The sequence below is a fragment of the Salmonella sp. 32100201201700099SM genome (assembly GCF_017572645.1).
GTDB classification, from domain to species: domain Bacteria; phylum Pseudomonadota; class Gammaproteobacteria; order Enterobacterales; family Enterobacteriaceae; genus Salmonella; species Salmonella enterica.
Genome location: NZ_JAGERQ010000012.1, coordinates 73,486 through 90,797 on the forward strand (window position 1 = coordinate 73,486; position 17,312 = coordinate 90,797).

A 17,312-nucleotide genomic window follows, 5' to 3' on the forward strand; every position below is an offset into this window, starting at 1 on the left:
CTGTGAGTGACGCTGCCAAAAAAATTACGGTTAATCGTGTGCTGTTGCTGTTGGTTGTTCTGGCCCTGCTTGCTGTCGCGCTGCCTTTCATTAATTACGCCCCGAATCGTCTGGTGAGCGGCGAGGGGCGCCAGTTATGGGAGATCTGGCCGGCGACCATCTGGATGCTGACTGGCGCGGGATGCGCGCTGTTTACGCTGTGCTTTGTGCCCGGTAAACGCGGTAGCGTACTGACGCTGATGATGGCGCAGACGCTTTTTATTGTCATGCTGTGGGGAGTCGGCAGGGCGGCGACCCAGTTGGCGCAGGAGGGCAGTCCGCTGGCGCGTACCAGTCTGGGAAGTGGATGGTGGCTGGGCCTCGGTCTGATGCTGCTGGCCTGTAGCGATGCGATCCGCCGTATTACCGTTGGGCCGCTGTGGCGCTGGTTGCTGCACGCGCAAATTGTCATTGTCCCGCTGGCGCTGCTGTTTTCAGGCACGTTCGACAACCTCTCGCTTCTGAAAGAGTATACCAACCGGCAGGATGTTTTCGATGCCGCGTTGGTGCAACATTTGATGTTACTGGCGGGCACGGTGCTGCCGGCGCTGGCGATCGGACTACCGTTGGGCGTCTGGTGTTATTTTTCCGCCTCGCGCCAGGGGCCGGTGTTTACCGTACTGAATGTGATCCAGACTATCCCTTCCGTCGCGTTGTTTGGCCTGCTGATTGCGCCGTTGGCCGGGCTGGTGAAACAGTTTTCGTGGCTTGCCGCATTCGGCGTCGCGGGAACCGGCATGACGCCTGCGCTGATAGCGCTGGTGCTCTATGCGTTATTGCCGCTGGTGCGCGGCGTGGTCGCCGGGCTCAATCAGGTGCCGCGCGATGTGCTGGAGAGCGCAAGAGCCATGGGAATGAGTAGCGGCCAGCGCTTCAGGCATGTGCAACTGCCGCTGGCGCTGCCGGTCTTTTTACGTAGCCTGAGGGTAGTCATGGTCCAGACAGTGGGAATGGCCGTCGTCGCCGCGCTGATTGGCGCGGGAGGTTTCGGCGCGCTGGTGTTTCAGGGGCTATTGAGTAGCGCCATTGATTTAGTCCTGTTGGGCGTCATTCCGGTGATTGCGCTGGCGGTAGTGATCGACGCGCTGTTTGATTTATGGATCGCGTTTTTGAAGGGAGCAACCGATGATTGAATTTAACCATGTCAGTAAAACCTTCGGCGATCAACAGGCTGTTAGCGACCTCAATTTGCACTTTAGCGAAGGCAGCTTTTCGGTGTTAATTGGTACCTCCGGTTCGGGAAAATCGACCACTCTGAAGATGATTAACCGACTGGTAGAGCATGATAGCGGAACGATCCGTTTTGCCGGGGAAGAGATCCGCAGCCTGCCGGTGCTTGAACTGCGCCGTCGCATGGGCTATGCCATTCAGTCTATCGGTCTTTTTCCCCACTGGACGGTGGCGCAAAATATCGCCACCGTACCGCAACTACAAAAGTGGTCGCGTGCGCGGATTAACGATCGTATTGATGAACTGATGGCATTATTGGGTCTGGAAAGCGCGCTGCGCGATCGCTATCCGCATCAGCTTTCCGGCGGGCAACAGCAGCGGGTCGGCGTTGCGCGGGCGCTGGCTGCCGATCCGCAGGTATTGCTGATGGACGAGCCTTTCGGCGCGCTTGATCCGGTAACGCGCGGCGCATTGCAGCAGGAGATGACCCGCATTCATCAGCTACTGGGACGCACCATCGTACTGGTGACGCATGACATTGACGAGGCGTTACGCCTCGCCGACCATCTGGTGCTGATGGACGGGGGCCACGTTATCCAACAGGGATCGCCGCTTTCGATGCTGACCTCGCCGGAAAATGATTTCGTGCAGGCGTTTTTTGGCCGCAGCGAGCTGGGCGTAAGGCTGCTTTCGTTACGTAGTGTAGGCGATTATGTACGCCGGAATGAACAGCTCAGCGGCGACGCGCTGGTGGAAGAGATGACGTTACGCGATGCGCTATCGATGTTTGTCGCCCGCCGGTGCGACGTCCTGCCGGTGGCGAATCAGCAGGGCGAGCCCTGTGGTACGCTCCATTTTCGCGATCTGCTTTCGGAGACGTCCCCCCGTGAAACGACTGTGTGATCCGCTTCTCTGGCTTATTGTTCTGTTCTTGCTTCTGCTGTTTGGATTGCCTTATAGCCAGCCGTTCTTCGCCGCGCTGTTTCCCGATTTGCCGCGCCCGGTCTACCAACAGGAGAGTTTTGCCGCCCTCGCGCTCGCCCATTTCTGGTTGGTGGGCATCTCAAGTCTGTTTGCCGTCGTGGTGGGCGTCGGCGCAGGGATTGCGGTCACGCGAGAAAGTGGGAAAGAGTTTCGTCCCCTGGTGGAGACTATCGCCGTCGTCGGGCAGACCTTTCCCCCGGTGGCGGTACTGGCGATCGCGGTACCCGTCATGGGTTTTGGTCAGCAACCAGCCATTATCGCCTTGATCCTGTATGGAGTGTTGCCCATCCTGCAGGCGACCCTGGCCGGGCTGGGCGCAGTGCCTGCCAGCGTGATGAGCGTTGCCAGCGGTATGGGAATGAGCCGTCGCCAACAGTTGTATCAGGTTGAGCTGCCGCTGGCCGCGCCGGTGATTCTGGCGGGCATTCGAACCTCGGTGATTATCAATATTGGTACGGCGACCATCGCTTCAACGGTGGGGGCCAGTACGTTAGGCACGCCGATCATTATCGGGCTTAGCGGCTTTAATACGGCCTATGTTATCCAGGGGGCACTGCTGGTGGCGCTGGCGGCGATCATCATCGATCGCCTGTTCGAAAGGCTGACGCGCGCGCTTACCCGGCACGCAAAATAAAACTGTAACCTGCCAGCATCACGCCGCCGATACCGCCAATAGCCATCAGCAGGAAAAGGGCGATCACCCCGATTTTCGCTACGCGCATTATGTACTCCTTATGTTAATAAAAGGAGTATACATTAAAGCGAATTTGTTAGCTGCTGTTTAAACGCCAAGGGGATGAATGTCGCGTCCCTGGGCGCGCCATGCCAGGAGTTGCTGCTGCTGCGCCAGCGTCTGGTTTTCTCCGCACCATACCAGTAACGTCTTGCCGTCAAACAGTTCCGGGCGGAACTGGCTAAGCGAATGCGCCAACACGTCGATTCGCCATCCCTGTTGGCTGGCGACCCAACCTTCCAGCCACAGGCGGGTGGTATCATGGATATTCCAGCCGATCACCAACGCATCTTTTCCCTGTTTCTTACGCGCAGACGCCAGGCAGAGTGCAATATAGTTGATCAGGATACCGTCAAGAATGCCGAGCAGCGCCTGAAGGGCGGGTTGTTGGCACTGTAATCGTCGCCGCAGCGGGACGAACAGGTTAGTGGTCAATGTTTGGGCTGGATAATCCTGACCGCGTTCTTTGACCCATAACCGTAAACTGTGCAGATTACTGCTTTGCAGATAGTGCAGCAGGATCTCCTGCTGTTCGCGCCAGCCGTTAGGTTGTTCGCTACTGTCGCTACTGAGCAGCACTTTGACTTTGCTGACCTGGACGCCGTTATCTATCCAGCGCTTGATTTCGCGGATTCTGTCGATATCGGCATCGTTAAACAGACGATGACCGCCATCCGTTCGCTGTGGTTTTAAAAGTCCATAACGTCTCTGCCACGCGCGCAACGTGACAGGATTGATATCACAAAGCAAAGCCACTTCACCAATTGTGTAAAGCGCCATCGTTTCACCCTTGCTCGCGAGGTCCCGGTTTAACTTTAGACGCTCTTTTAGGAACCAGGAAGTTTTGCCTGTTTTTTATGCATTAAAACGCGAAGTAGCGGGTTGCGGCGCGGCGTTTAAGTGATCGTATTCACGAATTCATATTTTTATGCAACAGTTCAAAGAAAGTTAATCGTACTCAATGTATGTTACGCGCTTTTAATTGAAGTGTGGTTTGCGGGTATGTACGAGTTTAATCTGGTGTTGCTGCTGCTTCAGCAGATGTGCGTGTTTCTGGTCATTGCGTGGCTAATGAGTAAAACGCGCCTGTTCATCCCGCTTATGCAGGTCACGGTTCGTCTGCCGCACAAGCTTCTGTGTTACGTCACGTTTTCTATCTTCTGCATTATGGGCACTTATTTTGGGCTACATATCGAAGATTCGATTGCCAATACCCGCGCGATTGGCGCGGTGATGAGTGGCCTACTCGGCGGGCCGGTCGTCGGCGGGCTGGTCGGCCTGACCGGTGGGTTACATCGGTATTCTATGGGCGGCATGACGGCGCTGAGCTGTATGATTTCCACCATCGTCGAAGGGCTGCTGGGCGGGTTGGTACACAGCGTTCTCATACGTCGCGGACGCCCGGACAAAGTGTTTAGCCCGCTGACGGCGGGAGCAATTACGTGTGTTGCCGAACTGGTGCAGATGCTGATTATTTTATTGATAGCCAGGCCGTTTGACGATGCCCTGCATCTGGTCAGTAATATTGCCGCGCCGATGATGGTGACGAATACCGTTGGCGCCGCGCTGTTCATGCGTATTTTGCTCGATAAGCGCGCCATGTTCGAAAAATATACTTCGGCATTTTCTGCTACCGCGCTGAAGGTCGCCGCGTCAACGGAGGGGATTCTGCGTCAGGGATTTAACGAAGTGAACAGTATGAAGGTGGCGCAGGTGTTATATCAGGAGTTGGATATCGGCGCCGTTGCCATCACCGATCGCGAAAAACTGCTGGCTTTTACCGGTATTGGCGACGATCACCATCTACCGGGCAAACCCATTTCATCAGGTTATACGCTGAAAGCAATTGAAACCGGAGAGGTGGTTTATGCCGATGGCAACGAAGTGCCGTACCGCTGTTCGCTACACCCGCAGTGTAAACTCGGCTCGACGCTGGTGATCCCGCTGCGTGGCGAAAATCAGCGAGTCATGGGCACCATTAAATTGTACGAAGCGAAAAACCGGCTGTTCAGCTCAATTAACCGTACCCTGGGAGAGGGTATTGCGCAGCTTTTATCCGCGCAGATCCTGGCCGGGCAGTATGAACGGCAGAAGGCGTTGCTGACGCAGTCAGAGATCAAGCTGTTGCACGCGCAGGTGAATCCGCATTTTCTGTTTAATGCACTCAATACCATTAAAGCGGTGATTCGCCGCGACAGCGAACAGGCCAGCCAACTGGTGCAGTACTTGTCGACCTTTTTTCGCAAAAATTTAAAACGCCCGTCGGAAATCGTCACGCTGGCGGATGAAATTGAACACGTGAACGCTTATCTGCAAATTGAAAAAGCGCGTTTTCAGTCGCGTCTGCAGGTACAGCTTGATGTTCCATCGACGCTTTCACGTCAGAAATTGCCTGCGTTTACATTACAGCCGATTGTTGAGAACGCCATTAAACATGGCACGTCGCAACTGCTTGATACCGGCAACGTCGCTATTCGCGCCCGACGCGAAGGGCAGCATTTGATGTTAGATATTGAAGATAATGCGGGACTGTATCAGCCTTCCGCCGGCAGTAGCGGGCTGGGGATGAGTCTGGTGGATAAACGTCTGCGCGAACACTTTGGCGATGATTATGGTATTAGCGTGGCCTGCGAGCCGGACTGTTTTACCCGAATTACATTACGACTTCCACTGGAGGAGGACGCATGATTAAAGTGCTGATTGTGGATGATGAGCCGTTAGCGCGGGAAAATCTGCGGATTTTGCTCCAGGGGCAGGATGACATTGAGATTGTGGGAGAGTGCGCGAACGCGGTAGAAGCGATTGGCGCGGTACATAAGTTGCGACCTGATGTGCTGTTTCTGGATATTCAGATGCCGCGTATCAGTGGACTGGAGATGGTAGGAATGCTTGATCCGGAACACCGCCCGTATATCGTTTTTTTAACCGCGTTTGACGAATACGCCATCAAAGCCTTTGAAGAACACGCTTTTGATTATCTGCTCAAGCCGATAGAGGAGAAACGGCTGGAAAAAACGTTACATCGTCTGCGTCAGGAGCGCAGTAAACAGGATGTTTCGTTGCTGCCGGAAAACCAGCAGGCGCTTAAATTCATTCCCTGTACCGGACACAGCCGGATCTATTTGTTGCAAATGGATGATGTCGCCTTTGTCAGTAGCCGTATGAGCGGCGTTTATGTGACCAGCAGTGAAGGGAAAGAGGGGTTTACCGAGCTGACGCTGCGCACGCTGGAAAGCCGGACGCCGCTACTGCGTTGTCATCGTCAGTTTCTGGTGAATATGGCCCATTTGCAGGAAATTCGGCTGGAGGATAATGGGCAGGCAGAGCTGATTTTACGCAACGGCCTGACGGTGCCGGTAAGCCGTCGCTATCTGAAAAGTTTAAAAGAGGCGATTGGCCTGTAAAAGACTGTTAGAATATCGTTTTGCCATAGAAACGACCGAAGGCCTCATGCTGAGTAACGATATTCTGCGTAGCGTGCGCTACATTTTAAAAGCTAATAATACCGATCTGGCGCGTATCCTGGCGCTGGGTAACGTTGATGCTACGCCGGAGCAGATTGCAATCTGGTTGCGCAAAGAAGAGGAAGAGGGGTTTCAGCGTTGCCCGGATATCGTGTTGTCCTCATTTCTCAATGGCCTCATTTATGAAAAACGCGGCAAAGATGAGGCGGCGCCTGCATTGACGGCGGAACGTCGTATCAACAACAATATTGTGCTGAAAAAGCTGCGTATTGCCTTTTCGCTAAAAACAGATGATATCCTGGCGATACTTACCGGTCAGTTGTTTCGTGTCTCAATGCCAGAGATCACCGCGATGATGCGCGCGCCGGATCATAAGAACTTCCGCGAATGCGGCGATCAGTTTATGCGTTATTTTCTGCGCGGTCTGGCGGCCCGTGAACACGCGGCGAAGTAATTCTGCGGTATTGTTCCCGGCAGCGTCCTGTCTGACCGGGAAAACGCATTATTATACTAATTGATTCTATGATACCCGCTCTCTTCCAACAGTTTCTGCGAGCGAATCATTGACAGATAGTACGCGGAACAGTTGTCAATTGATGATCCTGGCAATTTACAGAGGTCGCTTATTTTTGCCTGGGTAAAATCAATATCCACATATTCCGTAGCATAGCTATCATAATAGTCGATTCGTTCAGTCAAACCCGGCATACCCTGATAAGCTTCGCCGACTTGGCTCAGCATTTTTTGTGCTTCTTCTTTATTATTGGCTTTCAGGGTTTTATAAAGTATTTTATGTTCAGATATTTGACGTAAAACGATATCCCCTTTGTAGTAATAGGTTAACTTGATTTCAATACCGTTGAGATTACCTACATAGCGTTGTGTTTCCTCTGACTCTTTGCTAGCGGCTATCTTCTTGATAAACGCTGTCATGTTATTTTGGTTTCCCTGGAGAGTATCGTTTTTCTGATCGCAGCCAGTTATGCTAACCGATAGAGAGAGCGCGAATAGTGGCAGTGCCATAAGGCGTAGAACCCGCATAACAATTCCTTGTCGTTAAGTATTGGTGTGGCCAGGAATTCAGGGATTATAGGCTTTGGCGAGGGGACTTACAGCGAGGCTGTCTTTTTTCGGAATTCATAAAGAAAAGACGCTGCCGAAGCAGCGCCCTGAGCGACTTTACCAGTCGATGCAATACATTATGCCTGCCAGTTATTTCGCTTCTTTAAAACCAGCAGCTTCCAGCAGCGTCTGGGTTTGTTTCATGCTGATACCTTTACTGGTATCGCCGGACACCATTGTCCCTGAGATTTGCTGTAACGCTTTAAAGTCCACTTTTTCCATATCCACAGAGACGTTTTCCTGGGCATAGGTATCTTCATAGGTTAATTTTTCTTCCACTCCGGCGATATTTTTATATTTCGCGCTCAGCGGATCGAGAATTTGGGCGGCATCTTCTTTCGTTTTAGCGCCTACAGTGGCATAGCTGATTTTACTTTCAGACGTCTGCTTAATGATTTTGTCACCTTTATAGGTGTAGGTAATTGAAATTTCTGTCCCCGCCAGGTTTGCGTTAAAGGTCTTTGATTCTTCTTTATCGCCACAGCCAGCAAGAGAGAACACCAGTACGGAAGCCAAAGCCGCGGACAATAACTTGCCAGAAATTTTCATCTAAAACTCCATTTTATATAATGATTGGGTTTTTAAAATAATTTCAATGAATTAATTTAACCCAGTAATAGCAATGTATCAGGGAGGGATAGAATATGACTTTTAGCCGTTATTTAGCAGTCCGGATATGGAGTCTTGGCGCTATTGCTTATTAAGGAAAAAGTTAAAACGCGCGGAGGGGGCGATATGCCAGTCAGGATTAAGCGGTTAAAAAAGCCGGAGCATGCTCCGGCTTGTTGCTTATTTTACCTGCTGGCCAGGCTTCGCGCCGTCATCAGGGCTTAACAGGAAGATATCTTTCCCGCCAGGGCCTGCGGCCATCACCATTCCCTCGGAGACGCCAAAGCGCATTTTGCGCGGCGCGAGGTTGGCGACCATTACCGTCTGGCGGCCAATCAGCGCCTGCGGGTCCGGGTAGGCGGAACGAATGCCGGAGAAGACGTTACGCTTCTCGCCGCCCAGATCCAGCGTCAGACGCAGCAATTTGTCGGAGCCTTCTACGAACTCAGCGTTTTCAATCAATGCCACGCGCAGGTCAATTTTGGCAAAATCGTCAAAGGTGATGGTTTCCTGAATCGGGAAGTCGGCTAACGGGCCGGTAACCGGCGCGGCTGCGGCTTTCACCTCTTCTTTAGACGCTTCAACCAGCGCTTCAACTTGCTTCATGTCGATGCGATTGTAGAGCGCCTTAAAGGTGTTGACCTTGTGACCGAGCAGCGGCTGTTCGATGGCATCCCAGTTCAGTTCACTGTTCAGGAAGGCTTCAACGCGTTCAGAAAGCGTCGGCAGTACCGGTTTCAGGTAAGTCATCAGCACGCGGAACAGGTTGATGCCCATCGAGCAAATGGCCTGCAGGTCAGCGTCTCGGCCTTCCTGTTTAGCCACCACCCACGGCGCTTGCTCGTCAACATAACGGTTAGCGACGTCGGCCAGCGCCATAATTTCACGGATAGCTTTGCCGAATTCACGGCTTTCCCATGCTTCGCCAATCACCGCAGCGGCGTCAGTAAAGGTTTTATACAATTGCGGATCGGCCAGTTCAGCCGCCAGCACGCCGTCGAAACGCTTATTGATAAAACCGGCGTTACGCGAGGCCAGGTTGACTACTTTATTGACGATATCGGCATTGACGCGCTGGACAAAGTCTTCCAGGTTCAGGTCGATGTCATCAATACGTGAAGAAAGCTTCGCGGTGTAGTAGTAGCGCAGGCTGTCGGCGTCAAAGTGTTTCAGCCAGGTGCTGGCCTTAATAAAGGTGCCGCGAGACTTAGACATCTTCGCGCCGTTCACCGTCACGTAACCGTGAACGAACAGGTTGGTCGGCTTACGGAAGTGGCTGCCTTCCAGCATGGCAGGCCAGAACAGGCTGTGGAAATAGACGATGTCTTTGCCGATAAAGTGGTACAGCTCGGCGTCGGAGTCTTTTTTCCAGTACTCATCAAAACTGGTCGTGTCACCGCGCTTATCGCACAGATTTTTGAAGGAGCCCATATAGCCAATCGGCGCGTCCAGCCAGACGTAGAAATATTTGCCCGGCGCGTTCGGGATTTCGAAACCAAAATACGGCGCGTCGCGGGAAATGTCCCACTGTTGCAGGCCGGATTCAAACCACTCCTGCATTTTGTTCGCCACCTGCTCCTGCAGCGCGCCGCTGCGGGTCCACGCCTGCAACATTTCGCTGAATGACGGCAGGTCAAAGAAAAAGTGCTCGGAGTCACGCATTACCGGCGTCGCGCCGGACACCACGGATTTCGGTTCGATAAGTTCGGTCGGGCTGTAGGTCGCGCCGCACACTTCACAGTTATCGCCGTACTGGTCTGCGGATTTACATTTCGGGCAGGTGCCTTTCACAAATCGGTCCGGCAGGAACATGCCTTTTTCCGGATCGTAGAGTTGAGAGATGGTGCGGTTCTTAATAAAACCGTTCTCTTTCAGGCGCGTATAAATCAGCTCGGACAGCTCGCGATTCTCGTCGCTGTGCGTTGAGTGGTAGTTGTCGTAGCTAATATTAAAACCGGCGAAATCGGTCTGGTGCTCCTGGCTCATTTCACCGATCATTTGCTCCGGTGTAATACCAAGCTGCTGCGCTTTCAGCATGATCGGCGTGCCATGAGCGTCATCGGCACAGATGAAGTTAACCTCATGGCCGCGCATTCGCTGGTAACGGACCCAGACATCAGCCTGGATGTGCTCCAGCATATGGCCGAGGTGGATAGAGCCGTTGGCGTACGGCAGCGCGCACGTTACCAGAATTTTCTTCGCGACTTGAGTCATAGTGGGTATTACTTCTTCTGTTGTAAAAAAGGGCTTTGATAGTACCAAAATGGTAATTACTGCGCCAATCGATAAGGGCATTTATCCGTAAATGAATAATTGTTACCGCTGGAGTAAACTACAAAGTTACAATCGTACTTTTCAGAACTACAAAAGGAGTCGGGATGAACGAACAATCCCAGGCCAAATCACCAGATACCCTGCGAGCGATGGTCGCCGGGACGCTGGCGAATTTTCAGCACCCAACCCTGAAGCATAACCTCACCACGCTTAAGGCGTTGCACCACGTCGCCTGGATGGATGGTACGCTGCACGTTGAGCTGGTCATGCCGTTCGTCTGGAACAGCGCGTTTGAGGTATTAAAAGAGCAATGCAGCGCCGATCTGTTACGTATTACGGGCGCAAAAGCGATCGACTGGAAACTGTCGTACAACATTGCGACGCTGAAACGCGTCAAAAATCAGCCTGGCATTAATGGCGTGAAAAACATCATTGCCGTGAGCTCCGGTAAAGGCGGGGTGGGTAAATCGTCCACGACGGTAAACCTGGCGCTGGCGTTAGCGGCTGAAGGCGCAAAGGTCGGGGTTCTCGATGCCGATATTTACGGTCCGTCGATCCCAACCATGCTTGGCGCAGAAGATCAGCGCCCAACATCGCCAGACGGTACGCATATGGCGCCGATTATGTCTCACGGCCTGGCGACCAACTCGATCGGCTATCTGGTGACTGACGATAACGCGATGGTATGGCGCGGCCCAATAGCCAGTAAGGCGCTGATGCAGATGTTGCAGGAGACGCTGTGGCCGGATCTGGATTATCTGGTACTGGATATGCCGCCGGGAACCGGGGATATTCAGCTAACGCTGGCGCAGAACATTCCTGTTACCGGCGCGGTGGTGGTGACTACGCCGCAGGATATCGCGCTAATCGACGCCAAAAAAGGTATCGTGATGTTCGAGAAGGTGGAAGTGCCGGTGCTCGGCATTGTGGAAAATATGAGTATGCATATTTGTAGCAACTGCGGCCATCACGAACCGATCTTCGGCACGGGCGGCGCGCAGAAGCTGGCGGAAAAATACCATACTCAGCTTCTGGGTCAGATGCCGCTGCATATTAGTCTGCGTGAAGATCTCGATCGCGGTACGCCGACGGTGGTTAGCCGTCCGGAGAGCGAGTTTACCGCGATCTATCGCGAACTGGCCGATCGCGTTGCGGCACAGCTTTACTGGCAGGGTGAAGTGATTCCGGGAGAAATCGCCTTCCGCGCGGTGTAATCCTCCTGACGTATTCCAAAGAGAATATGACATTCACTGCATTAATATATATTGATGCAGTGAATGTATTAATAAAATAATAGCCCCCGCATTGTTAATTCCTGCTTAAACAGACAGGTGTTTATCTGAAATAATCGGCAAAAACATTATTTGAATTGATCATACCTATCCTACTGATTTATTTTTTCAATTGGTTTTAAGGTATCGATACGTTCATACTGCTCATCAGGACGGCCTGCATACTGTTTGACGTTCACCAGAGGAACAATTACTCACTATGAAAAAATATTTGCTGATGGGAATTATAGTTTCGGCTTATGGGATAAGCGTACCTGTTTTTGCCTCCGACACCGCAACATTAACCATCAGTGGAAAAGTGACCGCGCCAACGTGCAGTACAGAAGTGGTAAACGCACAATTGCAGCAGCGTTGCGGCAACACTATCCACGTTTCAACTCTGCAAACACCCGCCGCTACGCCGATGAGAGGTGTGACAACGCAGCTATACACGGTGCCTGGTGATAGCACCCGACAGATTATTGTTAATCATTACGACTAATTCTTATTAATTCCGCAAGCCCATATCATTGATATCAATGATATGGGCTTTTTTATTTGCTGTGTTTATATATAAGGGCAGTAAATTTCGGAAATTAATAAGTTTACAAAATAATGATAAGCAATGATTATTTGTTGCAATTATATTGCAATCTGTAAATTGTTTTAAATCAACAAAACATCGTGTTTACATTGCGATAACCTCCTGTCTATGAGAATTTTCGTTGCAAGGGTTAATAACTCTTAACAAATAGAAATTACTTCATTAAGGAAGAGATTATGAAACGTTCACTTATTGTTGCTTCTGTATTGTCTGCTGTATTTATGAGCGCTGGGGTTTTTGCTGCTGATGAAGATATGGGGGAATTAAAAATAAACGGAGAAGTGGTGGGAACATCCTGTACTTTCGAAGGTGCAAATAGCGCGACTATTGAATTATCCCAGGTAGGTGTTGATAGATTGACTGACTTAAACCCTGGCGATATATATACAGGATACACTAGCCCAGAAGCGATTTTAAAAGTAAAATGTTCGAATACAGCTAATCCACGAATTAGTTTTAACCGTTCTCAATTTGTGGATAATATGCAAATCACCAAAAATAATGCTACTAATAATGGTGCGGGCTTTGCTGTTTATCTTGATGGTACTCAGGTGAAACCGGATGAGGCGGGGAATTACACTCTGAATTCAAGTAAGTTTGAAAATGGTGTATATACCCTGAACTTTTCTGCCCGCTATGCCGCCGTTGAAAATACTGTAACACCAGGTTCTGTTGAATCTGTACTGACGATGACGGTATTAACTGATTAACAATCGTTTTTTGGCGGCTAAGCTTTTAGCCGCTTGTATCTCTTTTATAAGGTTATCGGCCATGAAATGGATGATTGCATTATGCCTGGCTTGTGCCGCTATGCCTGCGTGGAGCGGCATTTATATATACGGTACACGTATTATTTATCCGGCGCAGAAAAAAGATATTACCGTACAATTAATGAATGACGGTAAACGAAGTTCACTCATCCAGGCGTGGATTGATAACGGTGATACCAGCCTGCCGCCAGAAAAATTACAGGTTCCATTTATTATGACCCCCCCTGTAATTAGAGTTGCGGCAAATTCAGGTCAGCAATTAAAAATAAAGAAGCTCGCTAATAACTTGCCTGGCGATCGTGAAAGTCTTTTCTACCTCAATGTATTGGATATTCCACCAAATTCAGACGAGAACAAAGATAAAAATATCATTAAATTTGCGCTACAAAACCGGATAAAGTTGATCTATCGCCCACCGGGGATACAGAAAGTTGATAAAGCGACATTTTCCCGCTTGCAGTTGCTTCGTGCGCCAGGGAGTATTAGCGTGAAAAATAATTCCGCAAACTGGATCACTATTCCAGAAGTTAAAGCAAAAAGTAAAGTAAATAAAGAAACATTGTTACTGGCTCCATGGTCATCGCAGAGTATCACCACAACGGTAGTCGTAAATAGCTATACCGTGACGTTAATTGATGATTCTGGTAATTATTTAAACGAGACTATCAAAATAGAAAATTAAAAGCGGGGAATTCACCTAAGGATAGATAATGGAAAAGTTAAACGCCATCACGCTGTCACTTTTTGCAGCATTACTTATTTCACCCGCCTGGGCTGAAGAAGAAACATTCGATACTAACTTTATGTTCGGTGGGTTGAAAGGTGAAAAGGTGTCTCGTTATCAGATTGATAGCACCAAACCCATGGCTGGCGTTTATGAAATGGACGTTTATGTCAATAAAGAATGGCGTGGAACTTATGAGGTTAATATTCAGGATGACCCCGATAGCACCTGTATTTCTCCGGACCTGATCGCCAGCCTGGGAATTAAATTTACTCCGCAGAGTACAACAGTAGAAAATGAATGTATTGCGCTGAAAACGGTGGTCCATGGAGGTAGCGTTTCTTATGACACTGCCGCATTTAACCTTTATCTGAGCGTCCCTCAGGCTTATGTGCTGGAATATGAAGCGGGCTATGCGTCTCCAGAGACATGGGACCGCGGGATTAACGCTTTTTATACTTCCTACTATGCTAGTGAATATTACAGCCATTATAAAAGTGGTGGTAGTGAGAAAAATACTTACGCAAATTTTGTCAGCGGGTTGAATCTGCTTGGATGGCAATTACATTCTAATGCTAACTTTTCCAAAAGTGAAAACTTAGCTGGTAAATGGCAGAGCAATACTCAGTATCTGGAACGTGATTTCCCGGCGGTACTGGGGACAATGCGTCTGGGGGAACAGTACACCAGCGGGGATATGTTTGATACGGTGCGCTTTCGCGGGGTGCGCTTCTGGCGTGATATGCAAATGCTGCCGCACTCTAAGCAAAATTTCGCTCCGGTTGTGCGTGACGTGGCGCAAAGTAACGCCCTGGTGACGGTTGAGCAGAATGGCTTTATTGTTTATCAAAAAGAAGTTCCGCCTGGCCCCTTTGTATTTGAAGATCTTCAGCTGGCCGGGGGGGGAGCCGATCTGGACGTGAGCGTTAAAGAAGCTGACGGTACTGTTTCACGGTTTATTGTTCCGTATTCTTCCGTTCCCAATATGGTGCAGCCTGGCGTAGCAAAATATGATTTCGCCGCCGGACGAAGCAGAATTGAAGGAGCCTCTCAGCAAACTGATTTTCTCCAGGGAACCTATCAGTACGGGGTCAATAACCTGCTAACGTTGTATGGCGGAACCATGTTAGCCAGCGATTATCGCTCATTTACCCTTGGCACCGGGTGGAACACGCTGATTGGCGCAGTATCTGTCGACGGTACGTTGTCTCATAGCAAGCAGGATAATGGCGATGTTTTTGATGGGGAAAGCTACCAGGTTGCCTGGAATAAATATCTCCCACAATCAGCCACTCATTTTTCTCTGGCAGCGTATCGCTACTCATCACGTGATTATCGCACTTTTAACGATCATGTCTGGGCTAATAATCGGGACAACTATCGTCGCGATGATGACGATATTTATGATATTGCAGATTATTATGAGAATGACTTTGGGCGTAAAAATACCTTCACTCTCAATATTAATCAGACGTTGCCCGATGGGTGGGGATATTTTACTGCCAGCGCTCTGTGGCGCGACTATTGGGGGCGTAGCGGCACAGGAAAGGATTATCAGTTAAGCTACAGTAATACCTGGCAGCGGCTCAGTTTTACGCTATCGGCAACCCAGACTTATGACAGCGATAACCGTGAAGATAAGCGCTTTAATATCTATTTATCGATTCCCTTAACATGGGGGGTAAAGGAGAATGGGGGAAATCGTGATATCCATTTATCGAATTCCACCACCTTTGACGATCAAGGTTATGAGGCGAATAACACCAGCCTTAGCGGCACGTTCGGTAATCGCGATCAGTTTAATTATACGACTAACCTCAGCCAGCAGCGACAGGAACACCAAACGACATTCGGGGGATCGGTAACCTGGAACGCCCCGCTGGCGACGGTCGGCGGTAGTTACAGCCAATCCAATAAATATCATCAGGTTGGCGGAAATATTCAGGGAGGGCTGGTTGCATGGGCCGATGGCGTTCATTTAGCCTCTCGCCTTAATGATACTATCGCGATTATTAACGCGCCGTACCTGGAAGGCGCGGCGGTGCAGGGGCGTCCCTATTTACGTACCAATGCAAAAGGTTATGCCGTATTTGAAGCATTGACGCCATACCGGCAAAATTTTATCTCTCTTGATGTCTCCGGGAGTGAAAGTGATGTCGCCCTGCTGGGAAACCGTAAAGTTACAGTGCCTTATCGTGGAGCCGTAGTGGTGGTTGATTTTGAAACAGAGACCAGTAAACCTTTTTATTTCCTGGCGCGGCGCGCAGATGGCGAGCCTTTAACGTTTGGTTATGAAGTGGAAGATGACGAGGGAAATAATGTAGGACTGGTAGGTCAGGGGAGCCGGGTATTTATTCGTACTGAAAAGGTTCCCATTTCGGTAAAAGTCGCAACAGATAAACAACAGGGTCTTTTCTGTAAGATCACTTTTGATAAACAGATTGATGAAAATAACGTTTATATTTGTCGGTAATCCTTAGGTGACGCTATGAAAAGACTACTATTTTTATTAATGATGATGCAGTTTACGCAGTTGGGTTACGCGGCGTGTAATGCGACCTTAACCAACACGAAGGATTATACGATTCAATCCGACAGCTTAATGCTGGGGGGGGAGGAGTCAGCCATTATTACAAATGGTTTCACTGATGCTAATTGTTCTAATAGTGATGTTGTGACTAAATTAGAGACATCCGATCATATTATCGGTATGGGGCCGAATGACAGTGTTAAGTTAAAATTAAAAGTTGAATGGCAGAGCAGTAGTGCGATAAATATGCGCAATCAAAACGGTGTAATCGAAGCCCCCTATAAGATAACGATTTCAGAAATAAACTCACTGGAGGCGGTGACAGTGTCTGCCAGGGGGGGGTACTCGGTTACGATAGATAATATAACGGTGATGTCGGGTGCAAAGAATCAATGGAGCGGTAACGATTGGGTGCTATTTATTTTAAGATATATTGGCTGTTGGGGGAATAGAGAGTGTGTTGCGAACGTTATCACTGATCTGAATGGGAAAGGCGTTTATAAAGCCAATTTAACGATAAATTACAACCGTAAAGAAACTACCTGCGCCCCCCAGAATCTCACCATCACGCTGGACCCGGTGCCTATGATTAAACTCCGTGCTAAAGGAGAGGTTAGTGAGTTTTCTAAGCAGGGTGATATTATTCTGGATTGCAAAAATCAGGTGCGGAATGCGATGCTGACATCACGGCAAATAGCGGTAAATCTACGTAGTGATTTAGTCTGGGATGAGAATGAAGCAGTCCTGAAACCGGATAATGATAATGGCGTTGGGTTTATCTTAAGAGATTCAAATCGGAGCCTGCTTAAAATAAACAAAGGAGTAGCGATAAATAGTATTTTCAAAACCTATGCCAAAGGCAGCGCAGTGAATTCGGTGGAAGCTATTCCTGTCTTTGCCACATATTATGTTCTCGATCCTGCAAAAGTTAAAGCAGGGCCATTACAATCGAAAGCATTAATCGTGGTATCTTATAATTAAATTTATGCGGTACGCACTCTTTATAGAAAGAGTGCGT

Annotated in this window: 17 protein-coding genes; 12 read left to right on the top strand and 5 right to left on the bottom strand. The window is 49.7% G+C overall.

Translation table 11 applies throughout. From position 1 onward, the window contains the following. Nucleotides 1-2: 2 nt before the first annotated feature. The 3 genes from J4685_RS18285 to J4685_RS18295 are packed head-to-tail and all read left to right on the top strand — an operon-like array spanning nucleotide 3 to nucleotide 2,827. The gene (locus tag J4685_RS18285) at nucleotides 3-1,172 is read left to right on the top strand and encodes an ABC transporter permease (protein WP_001278106.1); all 1,170 of its coding nucleotides are present in this window, start codon (nucleotides 3-5) and stop codon (nucleotides 1,170-1,172) included. Beyond that, nucleotides 1,165-2,112: an ABC transporter ATP-binding protein gene (locus J4685_RS18290; protein ID WP_000569167.1), complete on the top strand. Its 948-nt coding sequence runs from the start codon at nucleotides 1,165-1,167 to the stop codon at nucleotides 2,110-2,112. The genes J4685_RS18285 and J4685_RS18290 overlap by 8 nt, the downstream gene beginning before the upstream one ends. Next, nucleotides 2,096-2,827 (top strand): ABC transporter permease, encoded by a 732-nt coding sequence (locus J4685_RS18295; protein ID WP_000824856.1) that lies wholly within the window; start codon nucleotides 2,096-2,098, stop codon nucleotides 2,825-2,827. The genes J4685_RS18290 and J4685_RS18295 overlap by 17 nt, the downstream gene beginning before the upstream one ends. Here J4685_RS18295 and J4685_RS18300 read toward each other — a convergent pair. After that, nucleotides 2,808-2,915, bottom strand: coding sequence for a protein YohO (locus tag J4685_RS18300; RefSeq protein WP_001261696.1), 108 nt, complete (start codon nucleotides 2,913-2,915; stop codon nucleotides 2,808-2,810). The genes J4685_RS18295 and J4685_RS18300 overlap by 20 nt on opposite strands. 59 nt (nucleotides 2,916-2,974) lie before the next feature. Further along, on the bottom strand, nucleotides 2,975-3,706 hold the full coding sequence (mlrA, locus tag J4685_RS18305; RefSeq protein ID WP_001240418.1) for an HTH-type transcriptional regulator MlrA: 732 nt from the start codon (nucleotides 3,704-3,706) through the stop codon (nucleotides 2,975-2,977). Between the two features lie 222 nt (nucleotides 3,707-3,928). Between mlrA and J4685_RS18310 the strand changes: the two genes are divergently transcribed. From J4685_RS18310 to J4685_RS18320, 3 genes are read left to right on the top strand one after another with little or no spacing between them, the layout of a single operon-like run. After that, complete coding sequence (locus tag J4685_RS18310) at nucleotides 3,929-5,614, top strand: sensor histidine kinase (RefSeq protein ID WP_000272855.1); 1,686 nt, start codon at nucleotides 3,929-3,931, stop codon at nucleotides 5,612-5,614. Next, the gene (btsR, locus tag J4685_RS18315; protein ID WP_000598637.1) at nucleotides 5,611-6,330 is read left to right on the top strand and encodes a two-component system response regulator BtsR; all 720 of its coding nucleotides are present in this window, start codon (nucleotides 5,611-5,613) and stop codon (nucleotides 6,328-6,330) included. The genes J4685_RS18310 and btsR overlap by 4 nt, the downstream gene beginning before the upstream one ends. Before the next feature lie 46 nt (nucleotides 6,331-6,376). Then, nucleotides 6,377-6,844, top strand: a complete 468-nt coding sequence (locus tag J4685_RS18320) for a DUF1456 family protein (RefSeq protein WP_000950413.1) — start codon at nucleotides 6,377-6,379, stop codon at nucleotides 6,842-6,844. A gap of 56 nt (nucleotides 6,845-6,900) precedes the next feature. Here J4685_RS18320 and J4685_RS18325 read toward each other — a convergent pair whose 3' ends face one another. From J4685_RS18325 to metG, 3 genes are all read right to left on the bottom strand, one after another. Beyond that, nucleotides 6,901-7,431 carry a YehR family lipoprotein gene (locus tag J4685_RS18325; protein ID WP_001265354.1) on the bottom strand — a complete coding sequence of 177 codons (531 nt, stop codon included), beginning with the start codon at nucleotides 7,429-7,431 and terminating at the stop codon, nucleotides 6,901-6,903. A gap of 171 nt (nucleotides 7,432-7,602) precedes the next feature. Beyond that, nucleotides 7,603-8,061: a YehR family lipoprotein gene (locus J4685_RS18330; protein ID WP_000703141.1), complete on the bottom strand. Its 459-nt coding sequence runs from the start codon at nucleotides 8,059-8,061 to the stop codon at nucleotides 7,603-7,605. A 240-nt stretch (nucleotides 8,062-8,301) separates the two neighbouring features. Further along, a complete protein-coding gene (gene metG, locus J4685_RS18335) occupies nucleotides 8,302-10,335 on the bottom strand; it encodes a methionine--tRNA ligase (protein ID WP_000195335.1) in 2,034 nt (677 codons plus the stop codon). 164 nt (nucleotides 10,336-10,499) lie between these two features. On the opposite strand from metG, the gene apbC reads away from it, so the two are divergent. The 6 genes from apbC (at nucleotide 10,500) to J4685_RS18365 (ending at nucleotide 17,275) form a co-directional block, all read left to right on the top strand. Beyond that, nucleotides 10,500-11,609 (top strand): iron-sulfur cluster carrier protein ApbC, encoded by a 1,110-nt coding sequence (gene apbC, locus J4685_RS18340; protein ID WP_001005429.1) that lies wholly within the window; start codon nucleotides 10,500-10,502, stop codon nucleotides 11,607-11,609. A gap of 277 nt (nucleotides 11,610-11,886) precedes the next feature. Further along, on the top strand, nucleotides 11,887-12,168 hold the full coding sequence (locus J4685_RS18345; protein WP_000760403.1) for a DUF2574 family protein: 282 nt from the start codon (nucleotides 11,887-11,889) through the stop codon (nucleotides 12,166-12,168). Between the two features lie 278 nt (nucleotides 12,169-12,446). Next, a complete protein-coding gene (yehD, locus tag J4685_RS18350) occupies nucleotides 12,447-12,980 on the top strand; it encodes a fimbrial protein YehD (RefSeq protein WP_000830701.1) in 534 nt (177 codons plus the stop codon). Between the two features lie 61 nt (nucleotides 12,981-13,041). Then, complete coding sequence (locus tag J4685_RS18355) at nucleotides 13,042-13,722, top strand: fimbrial assembly chaperone (RefSeq protein WP_000871806.1); 681 nt, start codon at nucleotides 13,042-13,044, stop codon at nucleotides 13,720-13,722. Between the two features lie 28 nt (nucleotides 13,723-13,750). After that, on the top strand, nucleotides 13,751-16,237 hold the full coding sequence (locus tag J4685_RS18360; protein ID WP_000413357.1) for a fimbrial biogenesis outer membrane usher protein: 2,487 nt from the start codon (nucleotides 13,751-13,753) through the stop codon (nucleotides 16,235-16,237). Between the two features lie 15 nt (nucleotides 16,238-16,252). After that, a complete protein-coding gene (locus tag J4685_RS18365) occupies nucleotides 16,253-17,275 on the top strand; it encodes a fimbrial protein (protein ID WP_000825913.1) in 1,023 nt (340 codons plus the stop codon). Nucleotides 17,276-17,312 lie beyond the last annotated feature (37 nt).